The 16,858-nt window shown below is 56.6% G+C and carries 16 protein-coding genes; 6 read left to right on the top strand and 10 right to left on the bottom strand.

The window, feature by feature from the left end; translation table 11 throughout:
- The first annotated feature begins 8 nt into the window (after positions 1-8).
- Positions 9-728, top strand: a complete 720-nt coding sequence (gene pnuC / locus GC090_RS14460) for a nicotinamide riboside transporter PnuC (RefSeq protein ID WP_324020192.1) — start codon at positions 9-11, stop codon at positions 726-728.
- Here pnuC and zitB read toward each other — a convergent pair.
- From zitB to GC090_RS14440, 4 genes are all read right to left on the bottom strand, one after another.
- Positions 725-1,747: a CDF family zinc transporter ZitB gene (zitB, locus tag GC090_RS14455; protein ID WP_033737748.1), complete on the bottom strand. Its 1,023-nt coding sequence runs from the start codon at positions 1,745-1,747 to the stop codon at positions 725-727. The genes pnuC and zitB overlap by 4 nt on opposite strands.
- Positions 1,725-4,796: a hybrid sensor histidine kinase/response regulator gene (locus tag GC090_RS14450; RefSeq protein ID WP_324020191.1), complete on the bottom strand. Its 3,072-nt coding sequence runs from the start codon at positions 4,794-4,796 to the stop codon at positions 1,725-1,727. Before GC090_RS14450 ends, zitB begins: the two co-directional genes overlap by 23 nt.
- Complete coding sequence (locus tag GC090_RS14445; protein WP_006118477.1) at positions 4,778-5,362, bottom strand: LuxR C-terminal-related transcriptional regulator; 585 nt, start codon at positions 5,360-5,362, stop codon at positions 4,778-4,780. The genes GC090_RS14450 and GC090_RS14445 overlap by 19 nt, the downstream gene beginning before the upstream one ends.
- A gap of 108 nt (positions 5,363-5,470) precedes the next feature.
- On the bottom strand, positions 5,471-5,824 hold the full coding sequence (locus tag GC090_RS14440; protein WP_006118479.1) for a YbgS-like family protein: 354 nt from the start codon (positions 5,822-5,824) through the stop codon (positions 5,471-5,473).
- Between the two features lie 290 nt (positions 5,825-6,114).
- Here GC090_RS14440 and aroG point away from each other — a divergent pair, with 290 nt between their 5' ends.
- Positions 6,115-7,167, top strand: coding sequence for a 3-deoxy-7-phosphoheptulonate synthase AroG (aroG, locus tag GC090_RS14435; RefSeq protein WP_324020189.1), 1,053 nt, complete (start codon positions 6,115-6,117; stop codon positions 7,165-7,167).
- Between the two features lie 60 nt (positions 7,168-7,227).
- On the opposite strand, the gene gpmA is transcribed toward aroG, so the two are convergent.
- From gpmA to modE, 6 genes are all read right to left on the bottom strand, one after another.
- A complete protein-coding gene (gene gpmA, locus GC090_RS14430) occupies positions 7,228-7,980 on the bottom strand; it encodes a 2,3-diphosphoglycerate-dependent phosphoglycerate mutase (protein ID WP_006118488.1) in 753 nt (250 codons plus the stop codon).
- Positions 7,981-8,128: 148 nt separating this feature from the next.
- Positions 8,129-9,163, bottom strand: a complete 1,035-nt coding sequence (gene galM / locus GC090_RS14425) for a galactose-1-epimerase (RefSeq protein ID WP_006118489.1) — start codon at positions 9,161-9,163, stop codon at positions 8,129-8,131.
- Complete coding sequence (galK, locus tag GC090_RS14420; protein WP_006118490.1) at positions 9,157-10,305, bottom strand: galactokinase; 1,149 nt, start codon at positions 10,303-10,305, stop codon at positions 9,157-9,159. Before galK ends, galM begins: the two co-directional genes overlap by 7 nt.
- A complete protein-coding gene (galT, locus tag GC090_RS14415) occupies positions 10,302-11,348 on the bottom strand; it encodes a galactose-1-phosphate uridylyltransferase (protein ID WP_039341534.1) in 1,047 nt (348 codons plus the stop codon). The genes galK and galT overlap by 4 nt, the downstream gene beginning before the upstream one ends.
- A gap of 220 nt (positions 11,349-11,568) precedes the next feature.
- Complete coding sequence (gene modF / locus GC090_RS14410; protein WP_324020184.1) at positions 11,569-13,041, bottom strand: molybdate ABC transporter ATP-binding protein ModF; 1,473 nt, start codon at positions 13,039-13,041, stop codon at positions 11,569-11,571.
- A gap of 76 nt (positions 13,042-13,117) precedes the next feature.
- Positions 13,118-13,900 carry a molybdenum-dependent transcriptional regulator ModE gene (gene modE / locus GC090_RS14405; RefSeq protein ID WP_006118493.1) on the bottom strand — a complete coding sequence of 261 codons (783 nt, stop codon included), beginning with the start codon at positions 13,898-13,900 and terminating at the stop codon, positions 13,118-13,120.
- Between the two features lie 141 nt (positions 13,901-14,041).
- Between modE and GC090_RS14400 the strand changes: the two genes are divergently transcribed.
- The 4 genes from GC090_RS14400 to modC all read left to right on the top strand — a co-directional run bounded on the left by GC090_RS14400 (position 14,042) and on the right by modC (position 16,853).
- A complete protein-coding gene (locus tag GC090_RS14400; RefSeq protein ID WP_006118494.1) occupies positions 14,042-14,197 on the top strand; it encodes an AcrZ family multidrug efflux pump-associated protein in 156 nt (51 codons plus the stop codon).
- A gap of 135 nt (positions 14,198-14,332) precedes the next feature.
- On the top strand, positions 14,333-15,106 hold the full coding sequence (gene modA, locus GC090_RS14395; RefSeq protein ID WP_205959377.1) for a molybdate ABC transporter substrate-binding protein: 774 nt from the start codon (positions 14,333-14,335) through the stop codon (positions 15,104-15,106).
- Positions 15,103-15,798 carry a molybdate ABC transporter permease subunit gene (gene modB, locus GC090_RS14390; protein WP_006118496.1) on the top strand — a complete coding sequence of 232 codons (696 nt, stop codon included), beginning with the start codon at positions 15,103-15,105 and terminating at the stop codon, positions 15,796-15,798. The genes modA and modB overlap by 4 nt, the downstream gene beginning before the upstream one ends.
- Complete coding sequence (gene modC / locus GC090_RS14385; RefSeq protein ID WP_263759097.1) at positions 15,792-16,853, top strand: molybdenum ABC transporter ATP-binding protein ModC; 1,062 nt, start codon at positions 15,792-15,794, stop codon at positions 16,851-16,853. The genes modB and modC overlap by 7 nt, the downstream gene beginning before the upstream one ends.
- Positions 16,854-16,858: the final 5 nt, after the last annotated feature.

The raw sequence follows: 16,858 nt of genomic DNA, 5'->3' as shown, positions 1-16,858 counted from the left end.
TGCCTGATATGGATTTTTTTAGCACGCAAAACATTTTAGTTCACATCCCGTTGGGCGCGACCGGGTACGATCTGTCCTGGATTGAAGCCGTTGGCACCCTGGCGGGCCTGTTATGTATCTGGCTGGCCAGCCTGGAGAAAATCGCTAACTACGCGTTCGGCCTGATAAACGTGACGCTGTTTGCGGTGATATTTTTTCAGATTCAGCTCTATGCCAGCCTGCTGTTACAGCTGTTCTTTTTTGCGGCTAACGTTTATGGCTGGTACGCCTGGAGCCGACAAACCATTGATAACCAGGCGGCGTTAACGATTCGCTGGCTCCCGCTGCCCAAGGCCATTGGCTGGGCGGCGGTTTGCGTTATAGCGGTGGGGCTGATGACGATCTACATCGATCCGGTGTTTGCCTTTCTCACCCGTACCGCGGTGGCCCTGATGAATGCACTGGGTTTTACGGTGGCGATGCCGACGTTGCAGCCGGACGCCTTCCCTTTCTGGGATGCCTGCCTGATGGTGCTGTCGATTGTGGCAATGGTGCTGATGACGCGGAAGTATGTTGAAAACTGGCTTTTGTGGGTGGTCATCAACGTGATCAGTGTGATGGTGTTTGCCCGTCAGGGGGTGTATGCGATGTCGCTGGAGTACGCCATTCTGACGTTAATTGCGCTGAACGGCTCACGCATGTGGATCATCAGCGCACGCAAACAGGGTTCGCGTGCGCTCTCGGCTTAGTGATGATGGCTGTGATGATGAACGTGGTCACTGTGGTGAGGTGAATGATCACTGTGCTGATGGGACGTTTCAGCAGCATGATCCGAATGCCCGCCATGATGATGGCCCTCTTCAATGACCTGTCCGTTCAGCTCACAGTCAGGGCCCACGCAGGGCTGAAACTCCATCTGTACCGTAGCATGCTCAATCTGATAATGGTCATGCAGGTACGTGTGGATGCGGCGCAGCAGGCCATCATGATCGCGCGGTGGAATGACCTGGACGTGCAGCGTTAAGATCGGTTGCTCGCCCACCTGCCAGACATGTACATGATGGACATCGCGCACCTCGGGAATGTTCCGCTTCAGATCGCGCCGCAGTTTCTTCACATCCAGCGACGCAGGCGCGCCTTCCAGCAACTCATGTAAACTTTCCCGCAGCAGCGACCAGGCGCTACGCAGCACCAGCATCGACACGACGATGGATAAGATGGGGTCAATGGGCGTCCAGTTGGTAAACAGAATAATCACCGCGGCGACAATCGCGCCCACCGAGCCAAGCAAATCCCCCATGACGTGCAGCGCAGCCGCCCGCACATTCAGGTTCTTTTCTTCACTGCCGTGATGCAGCAACCAGAAAGACAGAATATTCGCCAGCAAGCCGGCAATCGCAATGCCGAGCATCAGGCCGCCTGTGACGGGTTGCGGATGGGTAAACCGTTCCACCGCTTCCCAGACAATCAAAATGGTGATGCCGATTAAGGCGAGGGCGTTTACAAACGCGGCCAGCGTGGTCAGACGTAGCAGGCCAAAGGTATGACGTTCATTGGGTTTGCGTTTGGCAAACTGAACCGCCAGTAAGGCCATTAACAGGGCGGCGGTATCGGTCAGCATGTGACCGGCATCGGCCAGCAGCGCCAGCGAGCCCGACAGCCAGCCGCCAATCACTTCTGCCACCATAAAGAGTGCCGTCACGGCAAACGCGGCCATCAGCCGCGTACGGTTAGTGTCCTGACCGCTATGAGAGTGGGTGTGTGCCATACGTGTCCAGTTTATGTAGTAATCTTTCGGTCAATGATATCAGCAATTGCCACTCTGCTGAGATGTTGTGATGCTGTCTGGCGCGATCGGTCAACTTCTGACAAAGCGCTACGCCCTCATCAATGCCAATCAGCAGCCAGCTTCCTTTCAGGCGATGCGCGGACTCGGCTAACTGTCTTTCGTCACCGCTGGCAATGGCCGCGCGCAGTTGTGCCATGTCTTTCTCCACGGTATCACGTAAGGTTTTGCCCAGTCGGCTAAGATAGTTCTCGTTTTGCTGCGCCAGTGTCCACAGGTTGTTATCCAGCGCGGCCAGCGGATCGTCATGGAAGGCGGTCAGCAGGTCGCTGATATCCTGTAGCTGTACCGGTTTAATCAGCACCCGTTCATGCGGCTCAGTCTGTACATTCAGTAACTGCGCATCAGCAGAGCACAGCACCCGCAACGGCCTTCCGCCTCGCTGACGCTGGCGACGACGCAACACGCGCAGCAGGAGCATACCGTCCGGGCGCGGCATCATCTGATCGATAAACAGCAGGTCGTAAGGGCGCCGGGCATCGGCCAGCAACAGGTCGCGGCCCTGCTCAAAACAGTCCGCCTGAATCGCAAAGCGCGCCAGCTGCTGCTGCATCACGATCAGGTTTGTCGGATGATCATCCACTACGGCCACGCGCAGTTGCGGAAAACCTGGCAGCGTGGCCGGATCACCCTCAGTGACGCTATCGCAGGGAATCAGCGGCAGGATAAGTGTGACCTCGGTGCCTTTGCCGGGCTGAGAATGCAGGTGAATCTCACCGCCCATGCGCTGCACCATTTCCCGACAAATAAACAGCCCCAGGCCACTGCCCTGAACGGAAAGCGCTTTGCCCGACGGGGCCTGGTACCAGGGATCGAACAGTCTGGGCTGTTCTTCAGGGGGAATCCCGCTGCCGTTGTCGCTGACGGTTAACTGCAATTTGTCTGTAGCCGACAGCGTCAGGCGGATCAGGCCGTGCCGGGTGAATTTAAAGGCATTGGTCACTAAGTTGTTGACGATCTGCTGCAGGCGGTCCGCATCCAGCATCACCGCGTCAGGCAGCGGCGTCAGGGCCTCTACCTGTAAATGCGGGCCATCCGGCCGCATCAGCGGATGATAGAAATGGCGCTGCTGCGCCAGCCAGGGTGCCAGTGCCAGTGAGCGGGGCGACAGGGTGAAACTGTTGTTTTCAATGCGCGCGTGATCCTGCAAATCATTCAGCAACGTCATCAGGGACTGCGCGCTCTGGTACAGAAGCTGCAGGTTTTCACGGCTGCTTTGCTGTTTTTCCAGCTCCAGTAGCCCCAGGATCGCCTGCATCGGCGTTCGCAGCTCATGGCTGACCGTCGCTAAAAACTGGCTCTTCATGGCATTCGCGTGTTCCGCCTGTTCGCGCTGTTGGCGATCCCGCCGTTGCTGCCAGTAACGCCGGGCCAGTAACAGCAGTAACACGACAATAGCAACGCCTGCCGCCGCCAACACCGCGACGGGCAGCACGCGCATCGCGCCCACGCTGCCGGGCTGGGGCGGCATTGACCAGCGATCGCGCATCTGGTTTTGCGTATCGACGGGAATCTGCTGTAACGCGCGATCCAGCAGCCCACGCAGAACAGGCTCATCAGGTGCCACTCCGATGGCCACAGGCCAGGCGATATCGCTGGCCGCGAAAGCCAGATGAATGTGGGGATCGTTACGGCTGGCAATGCGCCAGCGCGCAGACAGGACGTTATCGACCAGCGCGTCAATCTGACCGGTAGCCAGCGCGTCGTACAGGCTGTTGCGATCCGCAAAGCGCTGAACCGGGATGGTGTCAGGGACGAGGCGCTGGGCCAGATCATCCTGCAGGATACCAATACGTTTGCCTGCCAGATCGCTCCAGTGAGAGCCGGCTGCGGGCTGGCGGCTGTAAATACCCCAGAGTGCCCGCCAGACGGGCAGGCTGGTGCTTTGGGTTTCACCGTTGAGCGGTTGCATCAGCTGTAACATCACCTGATGCTGTGCCAGCAGCGTGGCCGCCTGTTGCGGATTACTGACCCAGTGCGGCGTAAAACGTAAACCGGTGCTCTGTGCGACCGCATTGAGCAGATCGATACCGTAACCGCGGGGCGTGCCGTTGCTGTCGCGATAGCTCCAGGGATAGTTATCGGCTTCAGCGGCGTAGGTAACCTGGGGATGGGCTGCTATCCATTCCCGCTCGCTGGCGCTCAGCATCAGCGTTTGTGTGTCCTGATACCGCGGCAGGCTGCTGCTCCAGCGCGCCTGTAACGTGCTCATCAACTCTGCGGGTAACTGGCGCAGGCTCTGATTCAGCCACGCAATCAGCGCGGGATCGCGGGAAACCGCGCGCAGAGTCAGTTGCCCGGCATCAATCCCCGACGCGATTTGGTAAATTTGTCCCTGCTGTAGCTGACTCAGCAAAAAGCCCGCGCTGGTTTCATCGGCGACCACATAGTCGTTTTGCTGATTGAGCAGCGTGTAGAGCGCCTGAAGATCGCTGCCGTAGGTGCGCCAGTGGTGGCGGGCAGCCAGCGCAGGCGGAAGCTGTGCCAGGGTTTGCTCGCTGATCGCCAGTTGTGCATTATCACTGTTAAACATGACGGCACGCTGGTTCTGCTGATTACGGTAAATACGTAACGGGCTGCTAAACCAGCTGTCGCTGGCAACGGCGCCCGCAGGAAAGGGCGGGGCCAGCATGCCTAACGCAAAATCAATCTGCCCCGCCTGCAGGGCGCTCAGCAGAGCCGGCTGGGTGGCATAGAGGTGAAGGGAGAACTGCGCCCCGGTTAACTGGTGCAGCGCCGCCAGATAATCGGCGTCAATCCCGTACAGATCGTTGCCCACATGCATGGCCCAGGGCGCCGTATTCTCATCCAGCAGGCCCACACGCACCACTTTGCCCTGCATCAGCTCTGCACCTTTTACCGGCATCATCATAGGCAGATTGATACTGCTGACCGGACGCACGTCGGCCTGGGCCAGCGGCGCCAGCAGGAGCAGGAGAAGTAACCAGCGTATCACTGCTGTGCTTTCCACAGATCGGCCAGCTCGACAACAGAACGCGCGCCGGTTTTTTCCAGAATATTCTTTTTATGCGTACTGACGGTTTTATTACTGATATGCAACTGTTCGGCAATTTGCAGGTTGGACAGGCCGCTGGCCAGCAACGCCAGCACCTGGCGCTCTTTACTGGTTAACGGTAATTCGGGTTCGCTGCTGTGGCCTTCAGGAAAGGCTGACTGGCCGCCCAGTACGGCAAGAATGGCACTGAGTAAATGCGCCATCCGCTGGCTTTTCACCACATAACCCGCCGCCCCCAGCGCCTGCGCACGCCGGATGTAGTGGCTGCTTTGCTGGGCAGAATAGATCAGTACAGGACAATCGGGTAAGTGCACTTTCAGGCGGCGCAGAATCTCCAGTCCGTCGCCATCGGGCAGGCCGATATCCAGCACAATGATATCCGGAGGAAGCTGGAGATAAGGGCGAGCGGCGTGCTCGCTGCTGGCCGAAATAAGCTGAATGGGGACAGGCGATTGCGAGAGTGCCGCGTCCAGCGCCACTTCAACCAGTGGATGATCGTCAATCAGAAGCAGTGAGGCCATGAACATTTCCCTGTAAATTTCACAGGCTCAGCATAGCGGAAGTCGCAGCGGGATAAAATAAAGGAGAGCCGCGGCTCTCCTCATTCCTCATAATGCACACAGTATACTTTACTGCGTCGTGCCGTCAGTTTTGGTATTGACGTGGCCGCCACCTTTTTTGGTGTGCACTTTTTTGTTGATATCAGGACATTTGCCATCTTTACACTGGCTGTTCTGATCAATTTCGTTCGCGGTCATATGCTTGCTGCTGGAGGTGCTGTCTCGGGTTGGAGACGACATCTCAGTACCGGTATTGTTAATTTTGCTGTTATCGACTTTATTCGGTGGCAGGTTCTCATTCGCCCCGCCCGCAACGGCACCTGCTGCTGCAGCCTGGTTAGAGTTTCCGTTGGCAGCCATTGCTGCGCCGCTGCCCAGAGTCATCGCTGCCGTCAGAAAAATTAGTGCAAACTTATTCATCATTATGCTCCCGTTAATCAATGATATTTGCTGTCTCTAACCCGCTGTCAGGTTTCAGACAAAAAGCGACCTGAGCGAAATAAAATTTCGCTGGTTAGCTTAAAGACAGGTATTAATAAACGTAAGCCACCGATCCTCAGTAGTTACCCTTAAAAGTCTAGACGCATAACCCATTTATGCAAATTTTACACATGCATTTTACATGGATTCAGAATTTACACCCTGTGCGCTTCCGGCTACATTGGCTGGGTTGAGCCCGGCGCGCGCCGGGCCAGAAATTATATGGAATCAGTATGAATTACCAGAATGATGATTTACGCATTAAAGAGATAAAAGAGCTGTTGCCCCCCGTTGCCCTGCTGGAAAAATTTCCTGCAACCGAACGTGCCGCGCAAACCGTTTCTCAGGCACGTCAGGCCATTCACCAGATCCTGAACGGGGCCGATGATCGGCTGCTGGTGGTAATTGGACCCTGCTCTATCCACGATACCGAGGCCGCAAAAGAGTATGCCGCACGTCTGTTAAACCTGCGTGAGCAACTGAAGGGCGAGCTGGAAGTGGTAATGCGCGTTTACTTTGAAAAACCGCGTACCACCGTTGGCTGGAAAGGGCTGATCAACGATCCCTATATGGATGGCACCTTCCAGCTAAATGATGGCCTGCGCCTGGCGCGTAAGCTGCTGCTGGAGATTAACGATTCTGGCCTGCCTGCGGCGGGTGAGTTCCTGGACATGATTACCCCGCAGTATGTCGCTGACCTGATGAGCTGGGGCGCTATTGGTGCCAGGACGACAGAGTCGCAGGTGCACCGTGAACTGGCTTCCGGTCTTTCCTGCCCGGTCGGTTTTAAAAACGGGACCGATGGCACCATTAAAGTGGCGATTGATGCGATCAACGCAGCCGGTTCACCGCACTGTTTCTTGTCCGTGACCAAATATGGTCACTCTGCAATTGTGGAAACGCGCGGCAACTGCGACTGTCATATCATCCTGCGCGGCGGAAAAGAACCTAACTACAGCGCCAGCCACGTCAGTGCCGTGAAGGCCGGACTGGAGAAGGCTGGCTTACCGCAGCAGGTGATGATCGATTTCAGTCACGCAAACAGCAGCAAGCAGTTCCAGAAGCAGATGCAGGTGGCTGATGATGTGGCACAGCAGATGATCAATGGCGAGCGCGGCATCATTGGCGTGATGATTGAAAGCCATCTGGTGGAAGGCAATCAGAGCCTGGAAAGCGGTGAACCGCTGGTTTACGGTAAGAGCGTGACCGATGCCTGTATCGGCTGGGAAGATACCGAAAAGGTATTACGTCAGCTGGCCGATGCGGTCAAACAGCGTCGCGGTTAACCGTGAGGCCATAAAAAAGGGCCAGACATCGCAGTCTGGCCCTTTTTACAGGTCAGTACATTACTTCGCTTTACCCTGATTTGCCACGGCCGCCGCTTTCGCTGCGATCTCATCGGCGTCCCCCAGGTAGTAGTGTTTGACGGGCTTGAAGTTCTCGTCGAATTCGTAAACCAGCGGAACGCCGGTTGGGATATTCAGCTCAAGAATTTCGTCTTCGCTCATGTTATCCAGGTATTTCACCAGCGCGCGCAGTGAGTTGCCGTGTGCGGCGATAATCACTTTCTCACCACTTTTAATGCGTGGCAGGATGCTTTCGTTCCAGTAAGGAATAACGCGATCGATGGTCAGTGCCAGACTTTCCGTGGTGGGCAGTTGCTCAGGGGACAATGACGCATAGCGCGGATCGTGTCCCGGGAAACGCTCATCACTGCGATCCAGCTCCGGCGGGGTCACGGCGAAGCCACGACGCCACTGTTTGACCTGCTCGTCACCATATTTAGCGGCGGTTTCAGCTTTATCCAGCCCCTGTAACGCACCATAGTGACGCTCGTTCAGACGCCAGGATTTTTCAACGGGCAGCCAGGCCTGATCCAGCTCATCCAGAATATTCCACAGGGTATGGATGGCGCGTTTCAGCACGGAGGTGTAGGCGAAATCGAACACGAAACCTTCTTTCTTCAGCAGCTGTCCGGCTGCTTTAGCTTCGGTACGGCCTTTGTCAGAAAGGTCTACATCATACCATCCGGTGAAGCGGTTTTCGTTGTTCCACTGGCTTTCGCCGTGTCGCACCAGAACCAGCTTAGTTACAGCCATAGCTTAACTCCTTAATACTTGATGTTTCTGAGATAATGGAAACCTGTTGTCGCCAGCCCGCTGGCCGACCATTGCGCTCTACCATAGCGGAAAACAGCGCACTGCGTAAGTCTGTCTGTGACGCACTGCGCGTTTTTCACCCGGCGGCTCAGTGTGAGGTAAAACGATAGCGCGTAACGGATTCCCAACGATCCCCCGGCTGCAGCCAGCAATCATCCTGTGGCCACTCGGGATGATTGGGCGAATCCGGTAAAAACTCACTCTCCAGCGCAATCCCCTGGTAAGCAGTATAGCTTTCCTGCTCCCGGGCGCGCGTGCCAGCCAGATAGTTGCCGCTGTACAGCTGCAGGGCAGGGGCCGACGTCGTTACACTTAACTGCAGCTTGCCGTCCTGCGACCATAACGCTGCTGCGGGCTGGCTTGCATCGCCCGCGCTGTTAAGTAGAAAGGCATGATCGTAGCCTTTAACCGCCTGTTGATCGGCATCGGCAAGGAAATCCTGTGCCAGGCTTTTGGCCTGACGGAAGTCAAAGCTGGTGCCGTCCACGGCTTTCAGCGGGCCGTTGGGAATACCCTCGCTATCGACGGGCAGATAACGATCGGCGTGCAGTTGTAAGCGATGCTGGCGCGCATCGCCATGATGCGCATCAAGATTAAAGTAAGCATGGTTAGTGAGATTCACCGGACAGGGTTGATCGCACCGGGCTTCATAGTGGATGGACAGGCAGTTATCGTCATCCAGCACATAGCGCAAATCCGCGATCAGATTTCCCGGATAGCCCTGATCGCCGTCAGGCGAATCCAGACGATAATGCACTTCGTTTTCTGACTGGCTGATAATCTGCCAGCGGCGTTTATCGAACCCGTCCGGACCACCGTGTAACTGATGCTCACCCTGGTTGGCGAGCAGTTGTCGGTTGAGGGTATTGAGTTTTGCCCCGGCGATACGGTTAGCATAACGGCCAACGGTCGCCCCCAGATAGGCGTCCTGATGCAGATAATCGGACGGCGTGGCACAGCCTAAGAGGGCCTCGCGCACGCTGCCGTCCTGAAGTGGCACGCGCGCCGACAGCCAGGTTGCTCCCCAGTCCATAAAGGTGGCCACCATTCCGTGCGCATTACGCAGCACGGTGATGCGCCATGGTTGACCATCCGGCGCATGGGAATTGACATCGCTTAACATTGACCTGCTCCTTCTGAAGCTTTACACACGTAGAAGGTCTCCTTGATGCCCGTTTTAGCTTCGTACTGGCTGGCGACGGCGGCCTGCACCTGATCAACCAGCTCAAGCGGCATCAGCGCAACGATACAGCCCCCGAAGCCGCCACCGGTCATACGGACACCACCACGATTGCCGATCTCGGCTTTAACAATTTCAACCAGCGTGTCGACAGGCGGCACGGTGATTTCAAAGTCATCACGCATTGAGGCATGCGATTCCGCCATCAGTTCCCCCATGCGCGTTAAATCGCCACGCGAAAGCACCTCTGCGGCTTCCAGCGTACGGGCATTTTCGGTAATGACATGGCGCACGCGCTTCGCGACGTCAGGATCTAACTGCGCGACCGCCGCCTCAAATTCCGCCAGGCCGACATCGCGTAGTGCTTTCTTATTAAAGAAGCGCGCACCGGTTTCACACTGCTGGCGGCGGGTATTGTATTCGCTGCCCACCAGGTTTCGGCGGAAATTAGAGTTAATGATCACCACGGCCACGTCTTCCGGCAGGGAAACCGGTTTGGTGCCGAGTGAGCGGCAATCCAGCAGCATGGCATGATCTTTTTGCCCCAGCGCGGAAATCAGCTGATCCATAATGCCGCAGTTACAGCCCACGAACTGGTTCTCCGCCTCCTGACCGTTTACCGCAATGGCGGCGCCATCCAGCGGCAGGTTGAACAACTGCTGAAAAACGGTCCCGACGGCCACTTCCAGCGAGGCAGAGGAGCTGAGGCCCGCGCCCTGAGGCACGTTACCGCTAATCACCATATCCACGCCGTTAAAATCAGGCGCGCGCTTCTGCAAATGCTTCACCACGCCGCGCACATAGTTTGCCCACATCGGTTCGCTCACGCTGGTAATGGGATCGTCCAGTGAGAAGCTGTCCTGCGCCTGATCGTAATCCACGGCCACAACGCGTACCTGACGATCGTCGCGTCTGGCACAGGCGATAACGGTTTGGTAGTCAATGGCACAAGGCAAAACGAAACCATCGTTATAATCCGTATGCTCGCCAATCAGGTTGACGCGGCCGGGTGCCTGAATCGTGTGAGTGGGCGCATAGCCAAAGGTGTCGGTAAAGACCTGCTGCGTGATGGTTTTTAAGCTCATTGTTGTGCCTCACGGAAATGAATGTCACTCACGGCGCGCAGACGTTCTGCTGCCTGCTCCGCGGTTAAATCGCGTTGGGTTTCAGCCAGCATCTCGTAGCCGACCATAAATTTGCGCACCGTGGCTGAACGCAGCAGCGGCGGATAAAAATGGGCATGAAGTTGCCAGTGGGCGTTTTCCTCGCCGTTAAACGGCGCACCGTGCCAGCCCATGGAGTAAGGGAAGGCGCACTGGAACAGGTTGTCATAGCGGCTGGTCAGCAGCTTAAGGGCTTTCGCCAGATCGTTGCGTTGCGCCTCGCTCAAATCGGTCATGCGTTTCACGTGCGCTTTGGGCAGTAGCAGGGTTTCAAAGGGCCAGGCGGCCCACCACGGCACCACGGCGATCCAGTGCTCGGTTTCCACTACGGTGCGGCTGCCGTCTTGTTGTTCACGCGCACAGTAATCCACCAGCAGTGGCGAGCCGGTTTTTGCAAAGTACTGACGTTGATGGTCATCTTCGCGCTGGGCCTCGTTAGGCAGGAAGCTGTTGGCCCAGACCTGGCCATGCGGATGCGGATTCGAACAGCCCATGGCAGCGCCTTTGTTCTCAAACACCTGCACCCACGGATAATGCTGACCCAGCTCTGCGGTCTGTTCCTGCCAGGTGCGCACGACCTCTTCCAGCGCGCTCAGGGACATTTCAGGCAACGTTTTACTGTGATCGGGCGAAAAGCAAATCACGCGGCTGGTGCCGCGCGCGCTTTCGCAACGCATCAGGAGATCATCGCTTTCGGGCGCATCCGGCGTATCCGTCATCAGCGCAGCAAAGTCATTGGTGAAAACGTACGTACCTTTGTAATCCGGGTTCACATCGCCGGTAATGCGCGTATTTCCTGCACACAGAAAACAGTCTGGATCGTGTGACGGCAGGGCATTTACCGCGGGCGTTTCCTGCGCACCCTGCCAGGGACGTTTGGCCCGGTGAGGTGAAACCAGAATCCATTGGTCGGTCAGGGGATTGTAACGGCGATGGGGATGATCGGCCGGGTTAAATTTTTGCATGTCGCATCCTGGTCAGCGTCAAAATAAAAAAATCATCGCTAAAAAATAGCACATCAAACGGCATGAAAGCGTGATCGAGTCTGAATAAATGGTATCGTTTACACAAGATGACTATTCTTATTTAAAGGCGAAAAGGCACATTATGGTCATGGAATGGGGTTTTAAATGGTAACGTTTACATTGCAGGTGATATCCCCGCCGTTTGCACGGCAGGGTTGTGTCAGATCACATCTTGCTGATAACGGTAGCCGCCTGTGCCATCAGGGAGAAAATGCAGGCGATGCGTAATACAGTGCGGGGCATCTTCGGCATGATGCGAAACAAACAGCAGCTGGGTCCGGCCTTCCCCAATCAAAATATCCACAAAGCGGCGCACCAGTTGCCGGTTAAGCGGATCCAGCCCCTGCAAGGGCTCGTCAAGGATCAATAACGTGGGATGCTTAACCAGCGCGCGGGCGATTAAGACCAGCCGTTGTTGCCCCCAGGACAAACTGTGGAACGGCGCATTCGCCATCGCATTATCCATCCCTGTCAGCGCCAGCCACTGTTGCGCCAGCGCCATCTGGCGGTCAGATACAGCCTGATAGAGACCAATCGAATCGAAAAAGCCCGATAAAATCACGGTGCGCACATTCACGCTGACCCGGTAGTCCAGATGCAGGCTGCTGCTGACATAGCCGATATGCTGCTTGATGTCCCAGATGGTCTCGCCGCTGCCGCGGCGAATGCCGAACAGGGTCAAATCATTGCTGTAACCCTGCGGATGCTCGCCCGTCACCAGGCTCAGTAAGGTGGATTTACCCGCGCCATTGGGGCCAATGATGTGCCAGTGCTCACCGGGATTCACCTGCCAGTTCAGGCCGTTGATCACGGGCTGATCGTTATAGGACACCATCGCGTTGCGCAGGATCACGCGCGGCGCATCATCCGCCAACGCGGGCAACTGATCGGGCACATCGGCCTCCGGCAACGCCATACCGTCCAGCTGTTCACTGCGAGCCAGCTGGGCGACCAGGGTCTGGGCCAGAATGGTCTCGCGTGGCCCGACCTGCGTCAGGCTGCATTCGGCCAGAACGCCCACCTGATCGACATAATCCGGAATATCGTCAAAGCGGTTCAGCACCAGCACCAGCGTGACGTCAGCCTCATGCAGCGTTGCTAAGGTAGCCGTCAGATTCGCGCGGGAATCCACATCCAGGCCGTCAAAAGGTTCATCCAGAATCAGCAGATCAGGCTGTGCCATCAGCGCCTGGCACAGCAGCGTTTTTCGCGTCTCGCCTGTCGACAGGTATTTAAAGCGGCGACTGAGCAGACTACTGATGCCAAACTGCGCCGCCAGACGTTCACAGCGTGCGGCATCTTTCACCGCATCCTGAATAATTTCCGCCGTGGTGCGGCCGCTGTCGTCCTCACCTTCGCTGAGTAAATCGGTATTGTTACGTTGCCATTCCTCGGCGACCAGCTTCTGTAGCTGCTCCAGCGACAGGCGCCACGGGCGCTGAAAATCGTGCGTCACCTTACCCGATAACGCGTGAAGCTCACCTGAAAGCGCGCGTGCCAGCGAGGACTTGCCGCTGCCGTTTGCGCCAACAAACGCCCAGCGCTCACCCCGGCGAAGATGCACATCGGCCAGGGACAGCACCCGGGTATCATTAAGGTGAAATATGCCTTGCGAAATTTGCAATGAAGCCATGATTTGTTCCATTTTATGCAGCGTTAACTGACGTTTTAGCGACTGCAAACAGGGATGTCAAACCGGCCGGTGAAAATCACCGCAGTGAGGCAACAATCGCATGACTGGCGCTGAAGCTGGCGATAACATTCATGCCGATGTGAAGCTGACGCTGTTCCGTTTCACGGTTATCCAGCGTGGCACACAACGTTTCGCCACTGGGTAAGGTCATCAGCACTTCACTCACCTGCTGGCCTTTTTCGATAGCGGTCAGCGTTGCGGCAAGCTGATTCTCGGCATCAGTGGGCGCGGTATGCACACTGACCCACGGGGCCTTGATTAATACCAGCACCTCTTTTCCGGCGTGCAAATTCAGCCGTTCTGCGCTGCGCTCGGTCAGGGCAATGTTGAGCCGCGTCACGCCATCGGCAAGCAGAATCGTCAGATGCTGTATCACCTGCTGAGCATCATTGTGCACGACGGTACCAAACAGTTGATTACGTGCACTGGTTTGCAGGGAGGAGCGGGCGATAGCCGCGAGTAAGCTGTCGAGCGGCAGGGTATCCTGCTGCAGCGCATCGAAGGCATGTTGCTGAATCTTTTCCATCAGGCCAAACAGCTGTACCAGTCGTTCACCGTAGCGGGTTAACTGCGCGCCGCCACCACCTTTGCCCCCGGTCGCGCGTGCCACGACTTCCTGCCCGGCCAGGTGGTTCATGTCGCTGATGGCATCCCAGGCGCTTTTGTAACTGATGCCCGCCAGTTTAGCGCCCTGACTGATGGAGCCGGTTTGCTGCACGCGTTGCAGCAAGGCAATGCGGCGGGGATCGGCAAACAGTTTCTGCTGCAGGCGAATATGAAGGGTGAGGTCGGCTTGCATGGTGGCTCCTGCAAAGGGTAAGTCGCGTGATCGGGCTGATGATAACGAGCTTTGCGCCTCAAAGTAAAAGCACGAAAAGGTCTGCGCAAATTTTTACTGAGCCGTTACAATCTCTTTTTTATCCGCAAAGTGGGACTTTCCATGCTGGAACTCATTAAAAGCCTCGCCGTGGCAGTGATTATGGTACCTGTGGTTATGGCGATTATGTTAGGCCTGATTTACGGTCTGGGTGAAGTGTTTAACCTCATCTCTAAAACGGGTCGCCGCGACAACACTAACGCCCGCTCTCAGCATTAATCCTCCTGCAACGTCCGTCTCAGCACGGACGTTGCTGTTTTACGTCCACGCTTTTCTTCCTCTTTTAATCATTTTGTCTGGCTGTCAGGCCGTTCGCTGTATTATTTTATATATAACGATCACTGGAGAAAAATCATGCGTTTAACCTTACTACGTTCCGCAACTGCCGCCGTAATTGCCCTGTCACTGACCGTCCCGGCGCTGGCAGCCGATAAAATCACCGTCTTTGCGGCGGCCTCACTGACCAATGCGCTTAACGAGATTGCGGCACACTATAAGAAAACACATGGGACAGAGGTGGTGTCGTCATTTGCCTCGTCGTCAGTCCTGGCCCGTCAGATTGAGCAGGGCGCGCCCGCCGATCTGTTTATCTCAGCCGATCAGCAGTGGATGGATGATGCGGTCGCGAAAAAAAGCATGATCGACACAACCCGCTATACCCTGTTGGGCAACGATCTGGTTCTGATAGCGCCACGCAGTGAGAACGCCAGGCCGGTAACGATTAACGATAAAACCGACTGGAAACGTCTGTTGAAAGGCGAACGTCTGGCGGTCGGCGATCCCGATCATGTGCCGGCGGGCATCTATGCCAAAGAGGCACTTGAGAAGCTGGGTGCCTGGTCTTCACTGTCACCTGTGCTGGCGCGCGCCAACAATGTGCGTGCCGCCCTGGCCCTGGTGGAACGTAATGAAACGCCTTACGGCATTGTGTACGGCTCTGATGCGGTCGCCAGCCAAAAAGTCCAGGTGGTCGGCACCTTTCCGGAAGACAGCCATAAACCGGTCGAATATCCTGTCGCGATTGTTAAAGATCACGACAACGCGGCCGTTAAGGCTTTTTATAACTACCTGAAAGGGCCGGAAGCGGCCGCAGTGTTTACCCAATACGGATTCACGCCTAAAAAATGATACTCAGTGATGTTGAATGGCAGGCCGTGATGCTCAGCCTGCAGGTCTCCGGCATTGCCGTCCTGTGCAGTCTGCCCTTCGGCATCCTTATGGCATGGGTTCTGGTCCGCTGCCAGTTTCCGGGTAAAGCGCTTCTGGACGGTGTGATTCACCTGCCGCTGGTGCTGCCGCCGGTGGTGGTCGGTTATCTGTTACTGATTGGCTTGGGCCGACGCGGCTTTATTGGTGAAAAGCTGTATGAATGGTTCGGCTTTAGCTTCGCGTTTAGCTGGCGCGGTGCGGCACTGGCGTCGGCGGTGATTGCCTTTCCGCTCATGGTGCGGGCCATTCGCCTGGCGCTGGACGCCGTGGATATCCGGCTGGAACAGGCGGCCCGGACGCTGGGCGCGGGCCGCTGGCGGGTCTTTTTTACCATTACGCTGCCGTTAACGCTGCCCGGTATTATCGTCGGTACGGTGCTGGCCTTTGCCCGCTCGCTGGGGGAATTCGGTGCCACTATTACATTTGTTTCCAACATTCCTGGCGAAACGCGCACGCTGCCGCTGGCGATGTATACGCTGATTGAAACGCCCGGGGCCGAAGGGGCCGCTGCGCGTCTGTGCGTTATCGCGGTGGTGCTGGCACTGGCCTCCTTGCTGGTGTCTGAATGGCTGGCGCAATGGGGCCGGAAACGGATGGGGGCCGGATGCTGACGCTCGATTTCACACAACGGCTGGGCGAACACGAGCTGGAAATCAACGTGACGGTTCCCGCCAACGGCATCACGGCAATATTTGGCGTGTCGGGTGCGGGTAAAACCTCGTTAATCAACGCGATTGGCGGGCTGACCCGGCCGCAGCGCGGGCGCATTCAGCTGCATGACCGTGTGTTGTTTGACGCCGAACAGCAGATTGCCTTGCCGCCTGAAAAGCGCAACGTGGGTTACGTTTTCCAGGAGGCGCGACTGTTTCCGCACTATCGTGTCCGGGGTAACTTACGCTATGGCCTGGCAGCCAGTATGAAAGGGCAGTTTGACACGCTGGTGGACTTACTGGGACTCGAACCCTTACTGGACCGCTTTCCGCTTTCACTCTCGGGCGGCGAAAAGCAGCGGGTGGCCATCGGGCGGGCGTTGCTCAGCGCCCCTGATATCCTGTTAATGGATGAACCCCTGGCCTCGCTGGATTTGCCGCGCAAGCGTGAGCTGATGCCATATCTGCAAAAACTGGCAAAGCAGGTGGATATCCCGGTGCTGTACGTTTCTCACAGCCTCGACGAAATTCTGCAACTGGCCGAGATGGTGCTGGTTCTGGATCACGGCAAGGTGAAGGCCTTTGGCCCGCTGGAGCGGGTCTGGAGCAGCAGTGCGATGCGCCCCTGGCTGCCGGTCAGCGACCTGACCAGCGTACTGCGCGTTCAGGTGCTAGAGCATCATCCAGATTACCCGATGACGGCGTTATCGTTGGGCGATCAGCATATCTGGGTCAGTCGGGTAAATCAGCCGGTCAAAACGCCATTACGGATACGGATTGCGTCGGCCGATGTTTCGCTGACGCTGCAACCGGCAAAACACAGCTCTGTTCGCAATGTGCTGCCGGCACAGGTGGTGGAGTTAATTGAGGTGGGCGATCAGGTGGAGGTTAAGCTGCGCATCGGTATCAGCGAACTCTGGGCGCGCATTTCTCCCTGGGCCCGGGACGAACTTAACATTCGCCCGGAGCAGTGGCTGTACGCACAGATTAAAAGCGTCTCTGTCACACCGGAATGACCCGC

The organism is Pantoea sp. JZ29, assembly GCF_035190385.1.
Classification (GTDB): Bacteria; Pseudomonadota; Gammaproteobacteria; order Enterobacterales; family Enterobacteriaceae; genus Pantoea; species Pantoea stewartii.
This window is presented reverse-complemented; position numbering and strand designations above follow the sequence as displayed.